The sequence below is a fragment of the Pseudothermotoga hypogea DSM 11164 = NBRC 106472 genome (assembly GCF_000816145.1).
Classification (GTDB): Bacteria; Thermotogota; Thermotogae; order Thermotogales; family DSM-5069; genus Pseudothermotoga_A; species Pseudothermotoga_A hypogea.
The window spans coordinates 390039-411706 of sequence record NZ_CP007141.1 but is presented as its reverse complement, the minus strand read 5'-3'; the positions used below and the strand labels follow the sequence as shown (position 1 = coordinate 411706).

Sequence of the window (21668 nt, the reverse complement as noted above, 5' to 3'; positions counted from 1 at the left end):
CCCTGGAGGCGACGGTGGGATTCGAACCCACGCATAGGGATTTTGCAGACCCCCGCCTTAACCGCTTGGCTACGTCGCCTTCCGGCCACATTATAACACATCGTCGGGACAGGTCAAGCGTTGAAAACAAAGCTGGTCCAAACCTTTAAGATTTTCTCACCACGAAAAACAAAAAGCCCCGTTTCCGGTGCAGGACCTTACTCGTATTCGGCTGTCCATAGATAGTCTCAGCGTTTTTCGATTCCCTGTTTCGTGGTGGGTCTCAATAGCTCAATTGTGCTTTCGTTCAGATCGTTGAAGACACCACCTTCGCAGGTGTTCACACTCGGGAGCGTGAGCTGTATCCTAATTCATCCGAGCCATTACTTAGGATGAGACCAATGTACGGGCTTCACCGTCTGAGCGGTGCACTTTCTTAGGGGATGGCTGTTGAGGAGACGTAACGAGATAAAAGCGAAAAGGTGAAGTACAGAGTGCGCGGGGTCTGTGAATTTGAATGATGCTTGGAGCAAAGTAAATTCTCTGTCTGCGTTTGATGTTGCCGATTTGAAAGGAGGGGCCAGTTCACGAACGAATGGTATCATTTTAGTTGAACAACGTGTCGCGAAGCTTGGCGCACCGTGCATCGGTTTTTGAATGTCGTGTGCAACCGAACAGGTTCGGGGAGGTCTGAAAGATGAAGTGGGTCTACGTGGAGGATCTGAAGAATCACATCAACGAGGAAGTTGAACTGCGTGGATGGGTCTGGAATCTCCGCTCGAGTGGGAAGATACACTTCCTTCAGTTCAGAGATGGTACAGGCTTCGTGCAGGTGGTGGTCGAACGCTCCACGGTTCCCGAAGATGTGTTCGAGGTCGCGGGGAAACTCCGCATCGAATCGAGCGTGATCGTGAGAGGTTTGGTTAAGGAGGACAAGAGATCGCCTTACGGTGTCGAGGTACTGGCAACGGACATCGCAGCTGTTCAAATCCCCAAAGAACCGTACCCCATATCCAAGAAAGACCATGGGATAGATTTCCTCATGAGCTGTAGACATTTGTGGTTGCGTTCAAGAAGGCAGTTCCACATCCTTCGCGTCAGGGATGCGATCATATGGGCTATAAGAAAGTTCTACAAAGATAGGAACTTCGTCCTGATCGATACCCCAATCTTCACAGGTTCGATCGGTGAAACGGCCGGTAATCTCTTCGAACTCGATTATTTCGATTACGGAAAGGTCTATCTAACGCAAACGGGTCAACTCTATTTGGAGGCTGCCTGCCTGGCCTTCGGTAAGGTGTACAACCTCGGTCCAACGTTCAGAGCAGAGAAGTCCAAAACCAGAAGACATTTGATAGAGTTCTGGATGCACGAGGCCGAAGTAGCGTACTATGAGCACGAAGACAACCTGAGGCTCCAAGAGGAGCTGGTCTCTCACATAGTCAAATACGTGCTCGAGAACGCCTCTGATCATCTTTTGGCGCTCGGTAGAGACATCTCGAAGCTCGAGAAAGTGACCGTCCCATTCGAACGCATAAGCTACGATGAGGCAATAAAGTTCTTGCAGTCGAAAGGCGTGGACATACAATGGGGTGACGACTTCGGCGGAGACGAAGAGACCCTGATCGCTTCACAGTTCGAAAAGCCTGTCTTCGTAACTCACTATCCGCGAAAGGCGAAAGCGTTCTACATGCAACCGGATCCTTCCAGGCCAGAAGTCGTTCTGTGTGCGGATCTGCTCGCACCGGAAGGTTACGGAGAGATCATAGGAGGTTCTCAGAGGATTCACGACTACGACTTGTTGGTTGAAAGACTCAAAGAGTTCAACCTGCCTATCGACAAATACCAGTGGTATCTGGATCTGAGAAAGTGGGGAAGTGTGCCTCACAGTGGCTTCGGACTTGGTATAGAACGCACCGTTGCATGGATCTGTGGATTGGAGCACATCAGAGAGGCCATACCGTTCGCAAGGACACTCTACAGGGTGTATCCGTGATGAAGGAAGTTGAATCGATACTGAACTTCAGGCCGAACAACTTGGACGAGTACGTGGGACAGGAAGAAGTGAAGAGGAGACTGAGAATTGCTCTGGAAGCAGCGAAGCTTCGTGCAGAACCTCTCGACCACATCTTGCTCGCTGGACCTCCCGGTTTGGGGAAAACAACGCTCGCACACGTGATAGCCAAAGAGCTCAGGAAGAACATATACGTCACGAGCGGACCTGTCATCGAACGCGGTGGCGACATCGCTGCGATGCTTTCGAGCCTCGAGGAGGGCGATGTGCTCTTCATCGATGAAATCCACAGGATGAACAAAACTGCCGAAGAGGTTCTCTATTCAGCGCTGGAAGACTTCCAAGTAGATGTGATGATCGGCAAGGGCCCCACGGCGAGGTCCGTCAGGATAAGGTTGAAACCCTTCACGTTGATCGGTGCAACAACGAGGAGCGGCTTGCTCAGCTCACCTCTCAGAAACAGGTTTGGAATGATATTCGAGCTTGATTTTTACACTGTGAAAGAGCTGACGCTGATAATCAAACGAGCTTGTGAGATCATGAACATGTTTATAGAGCAGAAAGCAGCCGAGCTGATTGCTCAGCGATCGAGGGGTACTCCTCGCATCGCGCTCAGACTCTTGAAGCGCGTGAGGGACGTGGCAACCGTACGTGGCGAAGAGACGATAACGCAATCGATCGTTCTTAAAACCATGGATATACTGGAGATAGATGCGCTGGGATTGGACGAGATGGATCGAAAGATATTACGAACGATCATCGAAATCTACGAGGGAGGCCCCGTGGGTTTGGAAGCACTCGCGGCGACGCTGAACGTCGAGGTTGACACACTCAAAGAAGTTTACGAGCCATACCTGCTTCGCACAGGTTTGCTCGTGAGAACATCGCGCGGCAGGGTGGCCAGTGATCTCGCGTACCGTCATCTTGGATACGAGAGCAGGGTGAGAGGTGGACTCTTTGATGGCTATGTTGCAGAACATTCTGAAGATCAAAGAGAGGATAACTCAGGCGGCAGTCAGGGCTCATCGTGATCCAAATTCCGTTAGACTGATCGCAGTGGTGAAAGAGGCGAGTCTTGAGCAAGTGAAGGCTCTGGTGGATTTGGGATTGAGCGATCTTGCAGAGAACTATGCCCAGCAGCTCGTGAAGAAGTTCGAGATCGCTCCGAACGCCACATGGCATTTCATTGGGAGAATCCAGACCAACAAGGTCAAATACATCGTTCCGAGGTGTGAATACATACATTCTGTGTGCAGAGAGGAGGAGATCGTTGAGATAGATAGGATCGCTTCGAAACTGAAAAAGGTGCAGAAGATTCTCATCGAGGTCAACGTATCTGGTGAAGAGAGTAAAGCCGGCGTTGAACCAGAAGAAATTAGTCGACTTTTGAACTTTGCAAAAAACTTTTCGTCCATCGAAGTGGTAGGCCTGATGACAATGGCACCCCTGGTAGAAGATGCGGAGCAGGTCCGCTGGGTCTTCAGAAAGTTGAGGCAAATGCGCGACGAGATCGCGAAAGAATGGCCCAGCGTCGTTCATCTGTCGATGGGTATGACCAACGATTTCGAGGTGGCCATAGAAGAGGGAGCAACGATGGTTCGAATCGGTAGGGCAATCCTGAAGGGAGGATGAAGATGTTCGTGATCTCGAATCTCTTGTACGCAATCGCTGTGGTGCTGCAGCTTTTTATCTACGTGGAGATCTTCGCCGTGATTCTTTCAGCGCTGCTGAGCTGGATCACACCTTTCAGGTATTCCTCGTTCAGACAGTTCGTTGATGCCGTTGCGAACATCGTGCTGAGGCCTCTCAGAAAGTTCATTCCCCCGATAGGGCCTGTGGACATCACACCAATGATAGCCATCTTTGTGCTCGTGTTTCTGGAAAATTTCGTTGTCAGGACTCTGTTCGATCTGGCGGTGAGGCTACGTTGAGTACGTGTATCGTTCTGTACAAATCCGGAAAGGATAAGGAAGCACAGGAACTGTACGAACGCGTTAAAAACCAACTGAACGTGCTGAAGGTTGAGGAACTTTCCTGCCGACGCATTGAAACTGATTGTGACTTTGCAATCGTGGTGGGCGGTGACGGTACGGTTCTGAGGGCCGTGAAGTGCGTGTCGGTGCCGATAGTTGGCTTCAAGGCCGGCAGGATCGGTTTCTTGACGCCGTACAAGATAGAAGAGGCGGAACAGTTCCTCACGGATCTGCAGGATGGGAGCCTCGTGCTCGAGAAAAGATGGATGTTGAGAATCGTGATGGGTGAAAGGGAGTTCGACGCCGTGAACGATGCGATAGTGCGTGCGAAAACCAAGCCTATGAGCGAGTTCAAGGTTTCCATAGACAGTTGTAGCGATCTGGATTTTTTTGCAGATGGCGTGCTCGTGTCCACGCCCACGGGTTCCACCGCTTACAACCTCTCTCTGGGTGGGGCGATCGTCATACCAAGTTGTGAAGTTGTACAGATCATGCCTGTGGCACCGTACTATCTTCAGAACCGTAGCATAGTGTTGCCTGCGGACAGGAACATCCACATCGTGAGCCAGCTCGAGTCTGAACTCGTGGTAGACGGTGTCTGTGTGGGTACGACGAAGGAGATTTTCGTGAGCAGGTCCAGCAGAAGTTTTTCGTTGCTGAGACCCAAAAGGTACGACTTCTTCTCCGTGCTGAAGAACAAGGTTGGTTATGGAAAGGGTGTGAACGAATCTTGAAATGGCTTCTGGATCAGAAGATCGAGAGATTCAAGAAAGCCTTGATGAAGATGGGCTGGTTCGCCGAAAAGATGATGATAAGAGTGATCGAGTCGATGGAGAGCAGACAGATTGTTGCGGCGAAGCAGGTCGTTGAAGACGACGACATGCTTGACGCTATGGAGGTCGAGTTGAGAGAGGAAGCCACCGTGCTGCTCGGTACGTACACACCCACAGGTTTCAATTTGAGGTTCATAGTCAGTTCACTGGAAGTGGCAAACATTCTGGAGAAGATAGGTGACAAAACACGTAGGATGGCTCAACTCCTAATTTCTTTCTACACAGAACAGTCTGCAAGCATCGATCCGAACATCGTCAGAATGGCGAAAAATGTTGCGACGTTGTTTAGAGAAACCCTCGGTGTCGTGGCAGACATGCAATCTGAAAGGGCCTTTGAGGTGTGCACGAGGGACGAGGAGATAGACGAGTTGTTTGAGGAAATGAGATCGGAGCTCACGAACTTGCTGAAGGAGAAACCGGAGCAATCAGAGCGGATCCTTTGCTTGTTGGAGATCGCGCAGGAACTCGAAGAGGTGGCGGACCTATGCACGAACGTCGTTGAATCGGTACTTTACGCCGTTTCTGGGTCCAACTATAAGTGCTTCAGAGACCAGATGAAGCTTTTCAAGAAAGGGGAAGGTGTCCTGTTTGGCGATTCTGACTAAATATCTGTTCAAACTCTCGTTGGGTCCAGTCCTCATCGGTCTTGGGGGCTTCATAATTTTTGTGAGCGTTGAGATACTCTATCAACTTTCCGACCTGATCGTCAGACACAGAGTCAGTTTCTTCGTGCTTTTGAGAATCCTGTACTACTATCTTCCCTACTTCACCGCGCTCGGGGTACCTGTTGGTATCCTTCTTGCAGTGTTCTGGGTGCTATCGAAACTGTCCAACGATCGCGAACTCATGGCTATGCAAGTGCACGGTATTTCGATGAAGGTCTTGATCGTTCCTTTCTTGCTGATTGGCGCGATATTGAGTCTCGCGGCCTACGTGCTCAACGACAGGATCGTTCCCGTGTTCAACCAGAAGGCGGACCAAGTGCTCTCCAAGTACGTTTACAGAAAACCGGAGGTGTTCATCAGCGAGAACGTTCTGACCAAGGTGGATGAGAACCAGTACTTCTACGTGAAGAAGTACGACAGGCAGAACGGAGTTTTGGAGAATGTGGTCCTGTTCAGGAACGAGCCTTCAGAAGAAGAGATCATCACGGCACGACGCGTGACGAAAGAGGGAAACAAATGGTTCATGTACGACGGTCGAATGTACAGAGTCGATAAGGAAGGTTTCTTACGTTTCGACGTGAGTTTTTCGAAGGTTGAACTCGATCTCAAGCAAGACATCGAATCGATCCTGAGAACTGGTAAGACACCGAGGGACATGAAGAGCGAAGAGCTGAGGGAGAGGATCTCCACGCTCAGGAAACTCGGTATAGACCCGGCACCGTGGGTGGTCGAACTGCATTCGCGCTATTCCGTTGCACTCGGTCCCATCATAATAGCGCTCGTGGGAGTTCCTCTGTCCCTCATGTTTAACTTGAGGAGTAAATCCTGGGGTGTCATACTCACCTTCGTTCTGATCGTTCTGTACCAAGGCTCTGGTGCCTGGATCAGTGCCATGGGGAAGGAGAACCTCATCAACCCAGTCCTTGCGGCCTGGCTGCCTGATCTCAGCTTCGGAGTCGTCGGCACGGTGTTGTTCATATTGCTCGACACGCACGTCAGTTACAGATTGAGGGAACTCTTGACCAGATTTTTGGCCGTTCTCTTCGTGATACTTCTCGCCTCACATGCGCAGGCTGCGACTATGCAGCTCAAAGGTGGCAACGTGGTTTTCGAGGAGGGAAAGTTGATCCTCTCACAGGGGGTCGAAGCATCTTACGAAGACGTCTTCATCCAGTGCTCGACGTTGACCGCTTTTCTCAACGATGCGAACGAGGTTGAAAAGATCCTCGCAGAGGGAAACGTGTCGTACAACAGGAAAGATACTCAAATAAGGGCTCAACAGCTCTACTATGTCTTTTCCGAGAAATTGGCGCTCATCGTTGAAGCCAGAGGCAAGACGATCTTCTCGGACGAAGAGAAAGTGAAGCATACGATCTACTTCACCGCGAAGTCTTCACAAATGAAAGAAGGCATCGGAGAACTCCGAAGATCCTACCTGACGACCTGCGATCTCGAACGGCCACATTACAGGCTCCAGGCAACCAACGTGGAGATAAAGGAGAATGACTATCTCGCCGCTTACAACGTCGTCTTGTTTGTCTTCGATGTTCCCACGGTTTATTTTCCCGTCTATTTCGTCTCTCTGCGTGAAGGCCCACAGCCGTTCTCCGTGAAGATGGGTTATTCGAAGGGTGAGGGCTTCAACATCGAAAGCGTCTACAATTTGACGTACCCGAACGGGTACGTATCGGCTCGCGTTGGTTTCAGAGAGAAAGGGGACAAAGCTGGAAACTACTCTCAGTTGACGGTGAACTACAAGGCGAGCGAATGGGAGCTCACCAGCAATCTCTACAACCTCGAAGGACCGAATGGAAAAGATTACGAGATCAACGCGACGTTGTCCGTGCCATCGTTGTATTCGAAGTTGACGACGTATTTCAGCGATGAAAGATTCTCTCTGCAGCACACTCTGAATCCAGCCAAAGACTTCGTGATCCAGAGTTCGATCACAAAGACGCAAACCGTGACGCGTTGGACTTTGCCGAGTGTGTCGATCAAGAAGTTCACAGTGCTGAAAGATCCGTTCTCATTGATCATCAACTCCTTTTCACACGTTTCGTCGTCAGAATACACCGAAGGTAACCTGTTCGATCATTTGGACGAGTTCTACACCTTCGGTCGGTACAGCGCGTCGATGCAGTTCAAACCCGCTCACGTTTTCAAACAGATCGGTGTGTTGTTGAGCGGTGCTTACGAGCTGAGTGGAACGAATATTACGAGCAATTACTCGAGGAACTATTTTCAGATCGATTCGAGTTTGCCTTTCAAAACGGCGCTGCTGCGCGGAGGCTGGTTTGATCTTTCGTTTGACTCTTCTCTGCGCGTTGGTGTTTGGCTTGCTCAAGGAATGGATCCGGAATATCTTTTCTCTCAGACGAGCCGAACGGCTTTCACGATCAAACCCGTCGACTTCTTCTCCGCTTCGATTGGTTATCAGAATAGAGCCTCCCTGAACAACGTTTTTCGTTCGAGCCTTTCGGACTTTTCTGACCTTTCCAAGGCCACGTTTTCGACGAACTTGAAGGTTCCGACGAGCAGTGTCGAGCTTTCCACAAGCTACGATTTGATCGGGTACAAGTGGGACGATCTTTTGATCAAAACGTCGAGCACCTTCGACGTGTTTTCGCTCCGTTGGTCCATCTACACGGAAACAGTCTATCAAATTGAGAACGAGAGGTTCTACAAGACGGACTGGGACATAACGATGGGCTTGGGTTCCTTCAGTCACGAAACGAAGTTCACCTACCGATACGACAGAACAATCCCTGTGGACGTAGTGGAAAACAAACTGAACATCAGGGGTAAAAGCTTTCTGTTCATGGAAAGGCCGAATCTGTCCGTGAGATACAACTTGAGTGTTCAACCCTTCGATCTTCTCACCATCCAGGCCAGGGGTTCTTTCTACACGGGTCCTGCAAAGCACGCGTTCTCTGTGACCTACACGAGAAGTTCTTACAGACTCAGAGCTTCGTACGAACTTTCCAACTTCGACCCGTCGGTGAAGATCTCTTTTTCGGGCAGACTCGAGCCTTTCCAGATAAATTCTCTCGACCTGACGATGACCAAGGACCTACACTGTTGGGGATTGGTCTTCGAGACGAGTTTTTCGACGGTCGGCGGGTTCAGCCTTGAGAAACTCTCGTTCAAATTCTTCATAAAGGAATTTCCGAAGAAGAGCTTTTCGTTCGATCCCATCACTGGGTCGATCGGGGCTGACGTGTTCTGACGGCGGTGAAAAGAAGTGAAGATAGACTATCTGCAAGAACTCGATGAAGAACAGAGAAAGGCCGTACTGGAATCCGAAGGCAGGTCTCTCGTCATCGCGGGACCCGGATCTGGAAAGACCCGGGTCATCACGTACAAGTTGTTGCACCTTCTGATGAACGGTGTCAAGCCTTCGCAGATTTTGCTTGTCACTTTCACGCGCGCTGCAGCGAACGAGATGATAGAGCGAGCGAAGCAGGTCACGGGCATGGACCTCGAAGAACTCACAGCGGGGACCTTTCACCACGTGTGCAACTTGTTGCTGCGAAGATACGCCAACAGAGTGGGCATCTCGCCGAACTTCACGATACTCGACGAAGAGGACTCCTTGAGTCTCATAAAGCACGTCAGAACGAGAGTGCTCGACAGAATCTTCCAGGACGAAAAGGAGAAGCATTTTCCAGCACCATCTATCCTACAGAAGGTTTTCTCGTACAGTGTGAACACGATGAGCTCGCTCAGGCAAGCTCTGCTGACGCTGTATCCGAAACATGCCGAGTTTGAAAAGATCATCGAGGAGATCTACAAAGAGTACACCATAGAAAAGAGAACTCAGAACTGCGTCGACTACGACGATCTTTTATCTCTGACAGTCTTCCTACTCGAGAACGATCCACAGGTCAGATACAGGGAAGCCTCCAAATACAGATGGTTGCTCGTGGACGAATTTCAGGACACGAACATTCTGCAACTGAAGATGGTGGATCAACTGTCCAGCGTTCATAAAAACGCGTTCGTTGTGGCGGACGACGCTCAAAGCATATACTCTTTCAGAGGCGCAAGGTTCGAGAACGTGAAGGATTTCGCTCGATCCGATGCCAAGATATTCAAGATACAGACGAACTACAGAAGTACCCAGAGAATCGTCGAGTTCATCAACGCGATGATCCCAAGGACCAGCGTGCCGAAACTGCTTCGTTCGGTGAAACCGGACGGTCCAAAACCGAAGGTCGTTAGCACGTGGGACAGAGCGAGTGAAGCGAGCTTCGTGGCGAGACAGATCTTGAAGCTGATCGAGTTCGGATACGAGCCGAACCAGATAGGCATCCTCTACAGGAGCCACTCGCACTCCTTTGACGTACAACTGGAACTGACGAGGAATCAAATCGCCTTTCGGATCCTCTCTGGTCTTCGTTTCACGGAGACCGCTCACGTGAAGGACGTGCTGGCTTTCTTGAGGTTGTTGCAGAATCCAAAAGAGAAGGTCTCCTGGATCAGAGTGGCAAGGTTGTTCCCTGGTATAGGAGCAAAGACGGCCTCGGCTTTCGCTGATCACGCTTCTTCGGTGGAAACAATGGACTTTCAGGAGATGTTCGAGAGTTTTCCCTTGAAGAAACCCTCCTTGAGCAGACTCCGGGAGATCTTTTCTGAGTTAATGAAGGAAGAGGCTGTTTCAAAGAAAATAGAGAGACTCTACGAATCTTTTTACAAGGAATACTTGGAGGAAAACTATTCGGACTACACAGAAAGACAGCTCGACATTCAAAGGCTCATAGAAATGGCCGAGCGGTACAGGTCTCTGGAAAGGTTTCTGTCGGATCTGATGATCAGCGAAGACGTGAATCAGGAAAGGGGCACCAACAAGGTCACCTTGACAACGGTTCACCAGGCGAAGGGTTTGGAATGGGACGTTGTGTTCGTTCTCAGCGTGAATCCAGGAGATTTTCCAAGTTACTACGCCGTGATTGATGGGAAGCTCGATGAGGAGGAAAGGATCTTCTACGTTGCTATAACGCGAGCCAAAGAATTGCTCTACATCATGCGGCAGGAATCTGTACAGCGAAACTATTTCTCGTGGATGAAGTTGCCAGACTTCATCGATGGAATCCCGAGGGAACTCGTTGAATGGATCGATGCGACCGATTGAGAGAGTGGTGAGCCGATGATTCTGAGGTTTGCTGGGAAAAACCTGCTCTATTTCGATTCCTTCGATCTCGAGTTCAGTGAGGGACTGAACGTCATAACTGGTGAGACGGGTGCGGGCAAATCGATACTCTTGAAAGGTCTGCAGGCGTTGCTTGGAAAAAGAGTCGAACTGTTTGACAACGATGAGACATGGCTCGAAGCGCTCGTGCTGATAGACGCCGTTGACGAAGAACTCAAGGAACTGGGCATTCAACGAGGAGAGCACATCGTGAGTTTGAGCGCCGGTAAAAGGTGGATATACCGCATCGACGGAAGGATGTATCCCCAGAGTGTCGTCGAGAGAATGTTCGAAAATGATGTTCACTTTCACCAACAGAACACCCACGTGAACTTGCTCAGGAAGCGTTATCAGCTGTCTTTGCTCGACAGGTTCTGTGACAATCCTCAGCTCTTTTCTGATTATGCTGAGGCGTACGGAAGAATGATCGAACTTCGAAAAATCGTGGAAGAGCTCAACGTGGAAAATTTGGACCAGAGAATCGAGGAATTGAACAGAGAACTCGCTCTTTTCGAAAAGTACAAACCCAGCGAAGATGAAGAAAAAACTCTGAAAGAAAGATTTGAAAGGATCAACAAGGCCAAGCAAATCGTAGCACTCGTGGAAGAGATTTTGAACGCGCTCGATGAAGATCTCACGACACGAGTTTGGCGCTTGAGCTTTTCGGCGGAAAAAATGGCATCGCTCGTGCCGAAAGGCCTGCCCGGACTGTTGAGAGATATCGCCGAAAAGTCTGACGAGGTCAGGAAGTTGGTCACGAGGTTCATCAATGAAATGCAGCTTGAAGATTCACGCGAGGTGGAAGCAAGACTGAGTGTGTACAACGAATTGAAGAGACGTTTTGGACCTGATTGGGAAGACATAAAAAAGAACTGGGCGAAGTTGGAGAGAGAAAAGAGTGAGTTGCTCAGTAACAAAAGACAGCTGGAGCTCGCAGATCGTGAGCTTCGTTCGATCGAGAAGCGATGCTGGGATCTTGCGGAGAAATTGCACGATAACAGACTCAAAGCTGCTGGTGAGTTTGAAGGTTTCGTCAGACAGCATCTTCAAGAACTTGCGATGAGTCTAAAATTTTCGGTGAAGATCGGAAGACTGAATCAGCTGACTCCCAGCGGTATCAGTGATGTCGAATTTGTCGTCGAGGCAGGTGGTGAAGAGAAACCTCTCAGAGACGTACTTTCTGGAGGAGAGCTTTCCCGTATGGTGCTTGCGGTGCATTTGTCGGTCGCGAACCAAGCAGGCAACGTCTTTATCTTCGACGAAATAGACAGTGGCATAGGGGGCATGACGGGAAACGTGCTGGGAGAGAAGTTGAAGTCGTTATCGAGAACATCTCAGGTCATTGTCGTGACTCATTTGCCTCAGATCGCAAGGTACGCAGACACGCATTTCGTGGTGCTCAAGGAGGACAGAAGCATGCGAGTGAAATCTCTGACACCGGAAGAAAGAAGGTACGAGCTGCTGCGCATGATCGGTGGAGAAGACCTGTGGGGGGATGTCATGTGATTCTCTTCGGTACGGGTGGTGTGAGAGGAATCATGAGAGATGGTGAGTTCGACGAAAAGCTTATCGTTGACGTTTCGCGCGCCGTTGCCTTGTGGATGTATGAGGAGAAACTGGATGGAGTGGTCATCGCATACGATACGAGGAGGAACTCTAATCGTTTTGCAAAATTGGCTGCGCAAACTTTCGCGGACTGTGGCATAGAGACGTACCTTTTCGATGCTCCCACGCCGACACCCCTTCTGTCTTTCGCCGTTCGAGAATTGAGAGTCGGGGCTGGCGTGGTGATCACGGCGAGTCACAATCCTCCACAGTACAACGGTTATAAAGTTTACACAAGTGATGGGGTGCAAGCCGTTCCTAGCCACACCGAAAAAATCTCATCGTTAATGGGAAAATCCTTCAGAGTGAATAAAACTGCTCGAGTGCAACCTGTACCAAAGCAGGTCGAGGAGCGTTACATTGAAAGGCTCGTCCGACTGGTGGGGAAACACGTTGAAGGATCAACGAAGATCGTGTATTCCCCTCTTCAGGGTACGGGCGCTCGCTTTGTTCCTAAGGTTTTACGTGAACTCGGGTGTGATGTTATCTGTGTCGAACAGCAGATGGAATTCGATCCGAATTTCTCGAAAGTGGCATCGCTGAATCCCGAAGACGAGAGAGCCTTCGATATGGTGAGAAGAGTATGTCAGGAAGAAAAGGCGAGGTTTGGTATCGCAACCGATCCAGATTGCGACAGGGTTGGGCTGATCGTCGATGGAAAAAGGTTGTCGGGCAATCAGGTAGGGGTGTTGCTGACAGAAATGCTCAGACACGGTGCGAACCCTGAAAGTAACCTGATCAAAACCATCGTGACCACAGACATGGTGAAACCTATGTGTGAAGAACTGAATCTGCACGTGTTGGAAACCCCCACAGGGTTCAAATACATAGGTCATCTGATCGAGACCAAGTCGAAGGAGCCCAGCTTCAGCTACTTTCTCGCCTTCGAAGAGAGTTGCGGGTATCTGATTGGTGATCTGGTGAGGGACAAAGACGGCGTTCTGGGTTCTGCGTTGATCGCCGGGCTCTGTTCGAAGTACGACCCGATCGAACTGTTAAACAGCCTGTACGAGAGGTACGGTTACCACATCGAAGAACTGATCTCGATGTCTTTCGAAAGTCCGGAGCAAGCCAAGCAGAAATATGAAGTGCTGAAACTCAACCCACCTACGAGAATCGCTGATCAGGAGATTGTTCGTATCTTCGACTATGAAAACGATCCACAGATGCCGAACGAGACGCTTCTGTTCGAAACTGGAAGTGTTAAGATTTATGTCAGACCCTCTGGAACCGAGCCGAAGTTGAAGATCTACGTGAAGGTCGTAGGTTACGACGAACACGAAGCAAGATCGATTCTGGGATCCGTGAGAAAGGCTGTGACGGAATTATGAGAGCCTTGTTGAAAAACGCCTTGCTTATGTGCGATGTTCGTTCAGAACCGAAGGTTTCAGATTTGCTCGTGGAAGATGGTAAGATCGCTGGGATAGGGAATTTCACAGAAGGGGCTACCGACGAAGTTCATGATATGTCTGGAAAACTCATCATGCCGGGTTTCGTAAATGCGCACACGCACGCGGCAATGACACTCATGAGAGGCTCTGCGGAGGATATGAGACTGCAGGAGTGGCTTCTGACGAAGATATTCCCGATAGAAGAAAAACTGACCCCAGAGGACGTCTACTATGGGACGATGGTGGCTCAGCTGGAAATGGCGAGAAAGGGCGTTGTAGCTTATGTGGATATGTACTTCCATTGCGATGCGGTCGCGCAGGCGGTTTTGGACTTCGGGATGAAAGCTCTGATAACGCGTGGCTTGACCGATCACGATGGTGATAATGGTAGATTGAAGCAGAACATCGAGTACTTCGAGCGTTGGAACGGCAAAGAAGGTTTGATATCGATCGGTTTTGGTCCACACGCACCTTACAGCTGTTCACTGTCGTATATAGATCGAATCGCTCGTGTCGCTTTGGAGCTGGATGCTCCAATCACGATGCATCTTTTCGAGTCGTCCAAAGAGAATTACTCGCTAAAAGAGATAATGAAGACCAAACTCAGAGAGTGCAAAGTGATCTTCGCACACTGTGTTCACATCCCGGAGAAGGACATCGAACTCCTTTCTTCAGAAAACTTCTTCGTCGCACACAATCCAACGAGCAATTTGAAACTTGGAAACGGTGTGGCTCCACTTCAAAAGATGATCGAAAAGAATGTGCAGGTCTGTCTGGGCACAGACGGTGCTGCGAGCAACAACACTCTCGATGTTTGGTACGAAATGCGTTTAGCTTCCTTATTGCAGAAGGCTTCAGATCCGAGGAACATTTCCATCCAGCAGGCGTTGATCATGGCGATAGAGCAAGGTGCCAAGGCTGTGGGTCTCACGCCTGGCAGGATTGAAGTTGGCGCGGACGCCGATCTGATCGTTATCGATCTGAACAAACCGTGGTATGTGCCGTTGGATAGGATCAAGAATCACATCGTTCATTCTGGAAATTCGCTGGACGTCTTCGCCACGATGATTAAGGGTCGCTGGGTCTATTACGATGGAGAGTATCCCACGATCGATGCAAAGTATGTCTTCGAAAAATGTGAGGAGGCGATCGGCAGATTGATAGGTACAACAAGCTGAGCGAACATTTAAAACGCCGTTACGGTGCGAGGGTTCACAGGCTCGTCATAGACGCAGGTTTCACGTGCCCCAACAGGCAAAAGAATGGTCCGTGTATCTTCTGCGATCCTACAGGCAGTGGGTTCAACACGCTTCGTGGTCTATCTATCCGCGAACAGGTGCTCAGACAGAAAGAATGGGCGAGTAAGAAGTATGGCGCAAGCAAATTCATAGCTTACTTTCAAGCTTTCACAAACACCTACGCACCAGTGGATACACTTCGTGAGAGGTACTCACAGGCCTTGGTGGATGATTCCATCGTTCAGCTCGCAATCTCGACCAGACCCGACTGCGTTCCAGAAGAAGTGCTGAACTTGCTGGACGAGTTCAAAACTCGAGTGGACGTCTCGCTCGAACTCGGCCTTCAAACGATCAATTCAAAAACGCTGAGGATACTGAACAGGGGTCATGGTGTTGCCGAATTCGTGGATGCTGTACTCAGGGCAAAGGAACACGGTTTCGAGATCGTCGTTCACGTGATCGTCGATCTGCCGTGGGACGAACTGGAAGATGTCGTCGACACGGCGAAAACTCTCTCTTATTTGAATGTGGATGGTGTGAAGATCCACTCGCTATATGTTGTAGAGGACAGCCCTCTGGGGGCGATGCTCAGGGAAGGGAAATTCCAGCCAGTGAGTCTCGAATCTTTTCTTGAAAGGATCGTCGCCTTCCTGGAACATCTTTCTCCCCGCATCGTGATACATAGACTGGTCTCAGATCCTCCCAGGGTCGGGACGCTGTTCGCACGATGGGGTCTTTCGAAGAGTCAGCTCGTGAACATCGTAGAAACCGAACTCGAGCGAAGGAACACTTTCCAGGGTGCGAAATTTAAGCCCGCCAGAGGCGGGCAGGTCAATCCAGCTTGAAGCATTTCTCGGGATCGAAGATTTCGCTTTTCAGAAGTAGCTTTTGCTTGAAAAACTCAACGATCAATTTGTATCTCTTCAATCTGTGTGAGTAACTCGCCTGAACGCTGTGACCGTGTGCGCCTTTCTTGAAAATTGCTATATAGACTTCCTTTCCAAGATCCTTGAGTACGTGATAAAACATCAGCGATTGATCGAGTGGACAGCGATAGTCTTCGAGGCTGTGTATGAGCAACAACGGTGTTTTCACGTTCTTGGCGTGGAACAGAGGACTGAGTTTTCTGTAGTTTTCGTTCGTCAACGGATCATCGCCGATGAGACTTTTGTCGAACCAGAAGCCGATGTCAGAAAAGGCGTAACTCGTGAACCAGTAACTTATACCGTTCTCGCTCACCGCCGCTCTGAACATATCGGTCTGCGTTATCGCCCAGTTCGTCATGAAACCCCCGTAGCTGATCCCCGTGATGCCGATGTCCGTGACGGCTTCTCTTCTCTTCAGCTCCTCCACACCGCTGAGGATGTCTTTGAAATCCTCCAAGCCTGTCCTTTCTTTCACCGCGAGGGCGAATCCTTCGTCGTAGTTATCGCTACCGCGCGGGTTCGTGTAAAGAACATAGAAACCTTCCTGCGCGAGCAATTGTCCCATGAAATAGAGGCATCTACCGTACGCACCCTTCGGACCACCATGCACGAACACGATCAGAGGCGCTGGTGAGCTGTCGGGTTTGAGATACCAAGCATCGATCTTTGTCCCATCGAAACTCGCGTACTCGAAATGGTTCAACCTTTTCACAGTGACGGTTGCCAGGAACTGTTCGTTCAAGGATGTGATCCTTTCGTTTTTTCCGTCATGTAGAATGCAAACCTCTGCTCCGCGTTCATCGTCAACGGCCACGTAAGCAACCTTTCCGTCTTCACTTGCGTCGAAACAGCTGACAGCACCTTCGCTGAAAAGAGTTTCTTTCGCAAAGGAGCGCAGGTTCATTCGTTCCAACTTCACGATGCCGCGTTCACCACTCTTGAAGTAAACCCACTCACCAACGGCGATGGGATACCCCTCGCTGTCAGATGCCCACACCTCAAGGCTGATGTGTCCAGAATTGTCCAAACCGTACCGTTCGGTGAGTGGAAGGATCTGACCGTTCTTCAATAAATACACGTAGTCGTGCTGAAAAGCGTTTTTCTTCTCCCTTCCAAGTAGTATAAAACCCCATTGTGATTCGCTCGTTGCGATGAATCCAACGTCCTCAAGGACAGTCCTCTTCGATCCGTTGCTGTGAAGGAAAATGTCGAAACGCGTGAACGGAGCTTCCTCACGAAAGACCGTGTAGACTATGCCTTCTTTCGACCAAAATGCGTACGCCACGTTCTTTTCCTCAAATTGGGTCAGCTCTTGACGGGATTCAACGTCGAAGATGTGGAAAACATCCCTTTGATCATCGAGAAATCCCTTTGCATCGAACCAAACGGGAATACGCGTCTCAAAGTACAGGTCCGGGTCGTTCCTCTTCTTCTGGGTGACGACGAACAAGTTGCGCTCATCGTGGGACCAGCCGAAGAAACTCACGTTTGGGGTGGTCAACAAAGTGTAGCTTGAAAAGTTCGAAAGTTCCATGATGCAGAGACTGCTCTTGTCGTCCTCTTTCTTCAAATATGCCAGTTTTTTTGAGGTCGGCGAGAAGCGAGGTTTCGAAGTGTCTTCGGACAGGAAGAAACGTTCCCTGGTCTTGAGGTTGTACAGAATCAGCTGTCTAATGGCCCTGTTCTTTTCAGGATCGATCCTCTTAATTGTGTACGCGACCCAAGTTCCGTCCGGACTCATCCTCACCTCAGTCGGGACAACCAGCTTTGCGAAACTCGATACGCTCCACATTTTTCTTCCCTCCTACTGCGAGAATTCGAAACTGTTGATCCTGAGTTTCCTCTGCACCTCGAATTCCCTCTTGATTTGCTCGGCTTTCCGCTTCAGCCTTCCAACATCCACGTTGGGTTCGTACCCGACAGGTTCGCTGTTCATGAAAATCCGTGCTGTTTTGGTCACAAGTATTCCGACATTGTACGCATCCATGATCGCTTGAAGGTCCTCGGTTGGATCCTGCGAATGCGTGTACGCCATGGACCATGGTACGATGTGAACACCCATACTGTTGAGTGCCACGATCAAGTACGATATGGCCATCATGACACCGCTGTCCAGACCGGCCGCAATGAAACCCGCGACTTTCCCTTCGAGCAAACTCTTGCCCGCATGGTCAATCATGTTCTCCAAGCTCGTGAGTCTGTCGATGAAGTGTTTCAAAGTTCCGTTGGGTGCATACCAATACACAGGTGTTGCGATCACGAAGCCCTGTGCCTGGATCAGTTTGGAGGCGATCATGTTGAAATCGTCGTCTTGGATCAAGCAAGGATACTTGCAAAATTTCTCTTCGTCCGAGGCGCATCCTATGCAAGATTTGATGGTGTGATCCGATAGATGAACGATTTCGAACTCACCCTGTGCATCGCGCACACCCTCCGCAGCGATGTGAAGAAGTTGAGATGAGGAACCATACTTTCTCTCAGAGGCACTCAAAAGAACAATCACAGGTTTCACGGCAAACTCCTCCTTGAGTCTCTCTTGTAAAGAATCTTATCTCAAGGAGGGGCAAGCGTGTTGAAGACAAATTTACAGAAAGGGCCGTTGCCGGCCCTCCATAGTGACTCAGATCGATCTTGCTATCTTTGCTTGCACGTGCACAGGTTCTGTGAGAACTCTTTCGATTCGTTCCAGTGCCCAGTCAATCTCTTCCTTCTCAATCACAAGCGGTGGCGCGAATCTGATGACCTGTTCGTGAGTCTCTTTGCAGAGTATTCCCATCTGTGCAAGTTTCTCACAGAAGGGACGAGCAGTGCCGAACTCTTTCTTTATCTCGATACCTATCAGTAAACCTTTCCCTCTGATCTCCTTGACGTAATCGCTCTTGATGTGCTTGAGCTGGTTCATGAAATATTCGCCAAGTGTTCTCGCCCTCTCGTCGAGTTTCTCTTCCACGAGCACGTCTATCGCCGCCATACCAACTGCTGCGGCGAGTGGATTTCCTCCAAAAGTTGAACCGTGGTCTCCCGGCGTGAGCACGTCCATCACATCGTTGTTCGCAAGGACCGCAGAAACTGGATAGATCCCTCCACCGAGCGCCTTTCCGAGTATGAGCACGTCGGGTTTAGCATCCTCCCACTGCCAAGCGAACATCTTTCCGGTCCTGCCCAATCCCGTCTGAATCTCATCGAACATGAGCAGGATGCGATGTTTCGTTGCTATTCTTCTCAGTTCTGCCAGATACCCTTGCGGTGGTACCCTGACGCCGCCTTCACCTTGGATTGGTTCAACGAGTATCGCGAGCGTGCGATCGTCGATGAGGTTTTCCAGGGCACGTGCGTCGCCGAACGGAGCGATCTTGAAACCCGGCGTGTAGGGACCAAACCCATCTTTGTACTGATGTTCCGTCGAGAACGAGATTATGGTGATCGTTCTGCCGTGAAAGTTTCCCTCCAGAGCGATGATGTTTCCTTCGTTCATGGGGATGTTGCGCTTGTAATACGCCCACTTCCTCGCGATCTTCAATGCGCTTTCCACCGCTTCGGCACCTGTGTTCATGGGCAACACTTTTTCGTATCCCGCAAATTTTGCGAGTTTCTCTTCGAAGAGGCCGAGTACGCTGTTGTAGAAGGCGCGGGATGTGAGTGTGACCTTTTGAAGTTGGCGCTCGAGCGCCTCGATGATTTTCGGATGTCTGTGTCCATGGTTCAGTGCTGAGTACGAAGACAGCATGTCCAAATATCTTTTCCCTTCTACATCCCAGACCCAGACGCGTTCCGCTCTATCGATGACGACAGGTATCGGTTTGTAGTTGTGTGCACCGTAATTGTACTCCAGATCCATGTAGTCTTGACTCCTCATGAGCGGTCCTCCTTTCCATGCAACAAAATGATAACACTGGAGCCAAAAAAATCAAAGTCTGGCAAAATATGCCAATCATTTACCAGGAGGAACTAATCTTGACCAAGATGCTTATTCTTTCTCTTTCTCACGTATGCTCACGTATGCTCTCTTTTGCTTTCTTATGCTCACACCTTCGAATGGCGTGGTAAATTCTTCATGAGGTGATGCATATGAAGAGGTTCATGACTCTGGTGTGGCTCCTTTCTTTTGCAGTGGTTTTCGCTTGGTCTGCACACGAGACGCTGACCTATTTGGTGGTGAAGTCGTGCTTGCCGAACGCTGACGACCTGGTGGAAATAACACCTTACAGCTACGAAGAGAAAAGAATCTACAACACTGAGAGGTTGATCTTGGACGATGTTTGTGGTCGGTTCATGGTCAATTTCATTCCAAGCTGGGCCAGGTTCTATCCACCGGATCCTGCTCCCATCGATGGTAAGGTGCCGGTGTGGCAGGTACTGACCGTCTATTCGGTTGAACCCGATCTTGGAATGGATGAGGGTTTGAATCTGTCACCACTTCAGTCAATCATAGGTAACAGTCAGGGCGTCAGGCACATGAAGTACAAACTCCTCTTCTTTGATTTTTTCGAGGGGAGCGAGTCCTTCCTGTACTTCGTGGAGATGTCCAAGCAAGCTTTTGGCAGAAACGATCGATACTGGGGTTACAGGTTCCTGGCGAGGGCGATCCATCACTTGGAGGATCTGTCGATGCCCTACCACAACGCACCGGGCCGACTCGGAGAAGTTCTGGAGTCACTGCTGTGGAACAGAGAAAAAGGTATGGAACTGGCTTACAGACACTTCTCGTACGATGATTATTTGGCGTACCTGCTGTACCTCGAAGACGAGGAAGTGATAAGTTCGATCGTGGAATCTCAGCCGAAACGAGCGAGGAACATGCGAGAACTCATTCAGCGCGTGAGGTTGCTCGGTCTGAGAAATTTGGAGGCTGTGGACAGAATCTTTTCAAGCGTCTATTCGGGTCTCGACAGAACCCTCAGCTGGAACGATTTTGAAGCGAGCAGTGAGCAGTTGAAAGAGCTGAAGAGCATCACAAAACTTATTATGAAAGAGTTTTCTGGCTATCTGAAGGGGTTCCTTCTGGATTTTCTCACCCAGGTCGGCGAAATCTGAGGAAGCAGAAAAAACAATCTGGCCCTTTCGTCATTCGTCTGTTATAATGTTAACATGGTGAACGCTCACGAAAGGAGGTGTACCCGAAAGGGTGTGATTATGGCGAAAAAGAAGATCTTGGTTGTTGACGACGACCCTTCGATCATCGAGTTGGTGAGTTACAACCTGGCCCGTGAAGGCTACGATGTGCTCAAAGCCTACGACGGAGAAGAGGCACTCAAGGTTGCAACAAACGAAAGCGTGGACATGTTCATTGTGGACATCATGCTCCCACAGATGGACGGATTCGAACTCGTCAGGCAGCTCCGAGCCATGGAGAAGTACAAGAACACACCGGTCATCTTCTTGAGCGCCAAGGGCGAAGAGTTCGACAAGGTACTCGGCTTGGAACTGGGTGCCGATGACTACATCACGAAGCCTTTCAGCGTGAGAGAGATGATCGCTCGCGTCAAGGCGATCTTCAGAAGGATCCAGCTGAGCGCTCAAGAGCGGGAGGAAAGGCCCAAAAAGATCGTAGCCAAGGGGCTCGAGATCGACGTGGAAAGGTACGAAGTGAGGGTGAACGGCCAGAAGGTCGCGTTGACCCCGCTCGAGTTTGAATTGCTGAGGTTCCTCGCGGAGAACGAGGGCAAAGTCTTCAGCAGAGACGTTTTGCTCGACAAGCTTTGGGGTTACGATTACTACGGTGATACGAGGACTGTGGACGTGCACATCAGAAGGCTGAGAACTAAGATCGAAGAGGATCCATCGAATCCCAAGTACATCATAACGGTGAGGGGCAAGGGATATAAGTTCAGAGATCCTGGGAAGGAAGAATAATTC

At 49.9% G+C, this 21668-nt stretch carries 17 protein-coding genes and 1 tRNA gene; 14 read left to right on the top strand and 4 right to left on the bottom strand.

Annotated features, from left to right (window positions below; all coding sequences use genetic code 11):
• Positions 1–3 precede the first annotated feature (3 nt).
• Positions 4–79 (bottom strand) — tRNA-Cys (locus AJ81_RS02190).
• A gap of 597 nt (positions 80–676) precedes the next feature.
• Between AJ81_RS02190 and asnS the strand changes: the two genes are divergently transcribed.
• The 12 genes from asnS (at position 677) to AJ81_RS02130 (ending at position 15731) form a co-directional block, all read left to right on the top strand.
• The gene (gene asnS / locus AJ81_RS02185; protein WP_031503670.1) at positions 677–1975 is read left to right on the top strand and encodes an asparagine--tRNA ligase; all 1299 of its coding nucleotides are present in this window, start codon (positions 677–679) and stop codon (positions 1973–1975) included.
• Positions 1975–3024 carry a Holliday junction branch migration DNA helicase RuvB gene (gene ruvB, locus AJ81_RS02180; RefSeq protein ID WP_031503668.1) on the top strand — a complete coding sequence of 350 codons (1050 nt, stop codon included), beginning with the start codon at positions 1975–1977 and terminating at the stop codon, positions 3022–3024. The genes asnS and ruvB overlap by 1 nt, the downstream gene beginning before the upstream one ends.
• On the top strand, positions 2954–3625 hold the full coding sequence (locus AJ81_RS02175; RefSeq protein WP_031503665.1) for a YggS family pyridoxal phosphate-dependent enzyme: 672 nt from the start codon (positions 2954–2956) through the stop codon (positions 3623–3625). Before ruvB ends, AJ81_RS02175 begins: the two co-directional genes overlap by 71 nt.
• 2 nt (positions 3626–3627) lie before the next feature.
• Positions 3628–3924: a YggT family protein gene (locus AJ81_RS02170; RefSeq protein WP_031503664.1), complete on the top strand. Its 297-nt coding sequence runs from the start codon at positions 3628–3630 to the stop codon at positions 3922–3924.
• Positions 3921–4700 carry an NAD(+) kinase gene (locus AJ81_RS02165; RefSeq protein WP_031503662.1) on the top strand — a complete coding sequence of 260 codons (780 nt, stop codon included), beginning with the start codon at positions 3921–3923 and terminating at the stop codon, positions 4698–4700. Before AJ81_RS02170 ends, AJ81_RS02165 begins: the two co-directional genes overlap by 4 nt.
• Positions 4697–5404, top strand: a complete 708-nt coding sequence (gene phoU / locus AJ81_RS02160) for a phosphate signaling complex protein PhoU (RefSeq protein ID WP_031503661.1) — start codon at positions 4697–4699, stop codon at positions 5402–5404. Before AJ81_RS02165 ends, phoU begins: the two co-directional genes overlap by 4 nt.
• On the top strand, positions 5379–8690 hold the full coding sequence (locus AJ81_RS02155; protein ID WP_031503659.1) for a YjgP/YjgQ family permease: 3312 nt from the start codon (positions 5379–5381) through the stop codon (positions 8688–8690). The genes phoU and AJ81_RS02155 overlap by 26 nt, the downstream gene beginning before the upstream one ends.
• Before the next feature lie 15 nt (positions 8691–8705).
• Positions 8706–10595, top strand: a complete 1890-nt coding sequence (locus AJ81_RS02150) for an ATP-dependent helicase (protein ID WP_031503657.1) — start codon at positions 8706–8708, stop codon at positions 10593–10595.
• 15 nt (positions 10596–10610) lie between these two features.
• The gene (locus tag AJ81_RS02145) at positions 10611–12158 is read left to right on the top strand and encodes an AAA family ATPase (RefSeq protein ID WP_031503655.1); all 1548 of its coding nucleotides are present in this window, start codon (positions 10611–10613) and stop codon (positions 12156–12158) included.
• Complete coding sequence (locus AJ81_RS02140; protein WP_031503653.1) at positions 12155–13588, top strand: phospho-sugar mutase; 1434 nt, start codon at positions 12155–12157, stop codon at positions 13586–13588. The genes AJ81_RS02145 and AJ81_RS02140 overlap by 4 nt, the downstream gene beginning before the upstream one ends.
• Positions 13589–13656: 68 nt before the next feature.
• Complete coding sequence (locus tag AJ81_RS02135; protein ID WP_269453369.1) at positions 13657–14826, top strand: amidohydrolase; 1170 nt, start codon at positions 13657–13659, stop codon at positions 14824–14826.
• Positions 14805–15731 (top strand): TIGR01212 family radical SAM protein, encoded by a 927-nt coding sequence (locus AJ81_RS02130; RefSeq protein ID WP_051368812.1) that lies wholly within the window; start codon positions 14805–14807, stop codon positions 15729–15731. Before AJ81_RS02135 ends, AJ81_RS02130 begins: the two co-directional genes overlap by 22 nt.
• Here AJ81_RS02130 and AJ81_RS02125 read toward each other — a convergent pair.
• The 3 genes from AJ81_RS02125 to rocD form a co-directional block, all read right to left on the bottom strand.
• A complete protein-coding gene (locus AJ81_RS02125; RefSeq protein WP_031503647.1) occupies positions 15718–17604 on the bottom strand; it encodes a S9 family peptidase in 1887 nt (628 codons plus the stop codon). The genes AJ81_RS02130 and AJ81_RS02125 overlap by 14 nt on opposite strands.
• A gap of 12 nt (positions 17605–17616) precedes the next feature.
• Positions 17617–18324 (bottom strand): flavodoxin family protein, encoded by a 708-nt coding sequence (locus AJ81_RS02120; RefSeq protein WP_031503646.1) that lies wholly within the window; start codon positions 18322–18324, stop codon positions 17617–17619.
• A gap of 108 nt (positions 18325–18432) precedes the next feature.
• Complete coding sequence (gene rocD / locus AJ81_RS02115) at positions 18433–19668, bottom strand: ornithine--oxo-acid transaminase (protein WP_038059659.1); 1236 nt, start codon at positions 19666–19668, stop codon at positions 18433–18435.
• 212 nt (positions 19669–19880) lie between these two features.
• Between rocD and AJ81_RS02110 the strand changes: the two genes are divergently transcribed.
• Both AJ81_RS02110 and AJ81_RS02105 read left to right on the top strand, forming a co-directional pair.
• Positions 19881–20846 (top strand): phospholipase C/P1 nuclease family protein, encoded by a 966-nt coding sequence (locus AJ81_RS02110; RefSeq protein WP_031503643.1) that lies wholly within the window; start codon positions 19881–19883, stop codon positions 20844–20846.
• Positions 20847–20945: 99 nt separating this feature from the next.
• Positions 20946–21665, top strand: a complete 720-nt coding sequence (locus tag AJ81_RS02105) for a response regulator transcription factor (protein WP_031503642.1) — start codon at positions 20946–20948, stop codon at positions 21663–21665.
• The last annotated feature ends 3 nt before the right edge of the window (positions 21666–21668 follow it).

Bases quoted from the DNA above. Each gene is read 5' to 3' on its own strand.
- rocD (WP_038059659.1), bottom strand. From the start codon at position 19,668: ATGAGGAGTCAAGACTACATGGATCTGGAGTACAATTACGGTGCACAC.
- ruvB (WP_031503668.1), top strand. From the start codon at position 1,975: ATGAAGGAAGTTGAATCGATACTGAACTTCAGGCCGAACAACTTGGAC.
- AJ81_RS02110 (WP_031503643.1), top strand. From the start codon at position 19,881: ATGAAGAGGTTCATGACTCTGGTGTGGCTCCTTTCTTTTGCAGTGGTT.
- AJ81_RS02170 (WP_031503664.1), top strand. From the start codon at position 3,628: ATGTTCGTGATCTCGAATCTCTTGTACGCAATCGCTGTGGTGCTGCAG.
- AJ81_RS02145 (WP_031503655.1), top strand. From the start codon at position 10,611: ATGATTCTGAGGTTTGCTGGGAAAAACCTGCTCTATTTCGATTCCTTC.
- AJ81_RS02105 (WP_031503642.1), top strand. From the start codon at position 20,946: ATGGCGAAAAAGAAGATCTTGGTTGTTGACGACGACCCTTCGATCATC.
- asnS (WP_031503670.1), top strand. From the start codon at position 677: ATGAAGTGGGTCTACGTGGAGGATCTGAAGAATCACATCAACGAGGAA.
- AJ81_RS02175 (WP_031503665.1), top strand. From the start codon at position 2,954: ATGGCTATGTTGCAGAACATTCTGAAGATCAAAGAGAGGATAACTCAG.
- AJ81_RS02125 (WP_031503647.1), bottom strand. From the start codon at position 17,604: ATGTGGAGCGTATCGAGTTTCGCAAAGCTGGTTGTCCCGACTGAGGTG.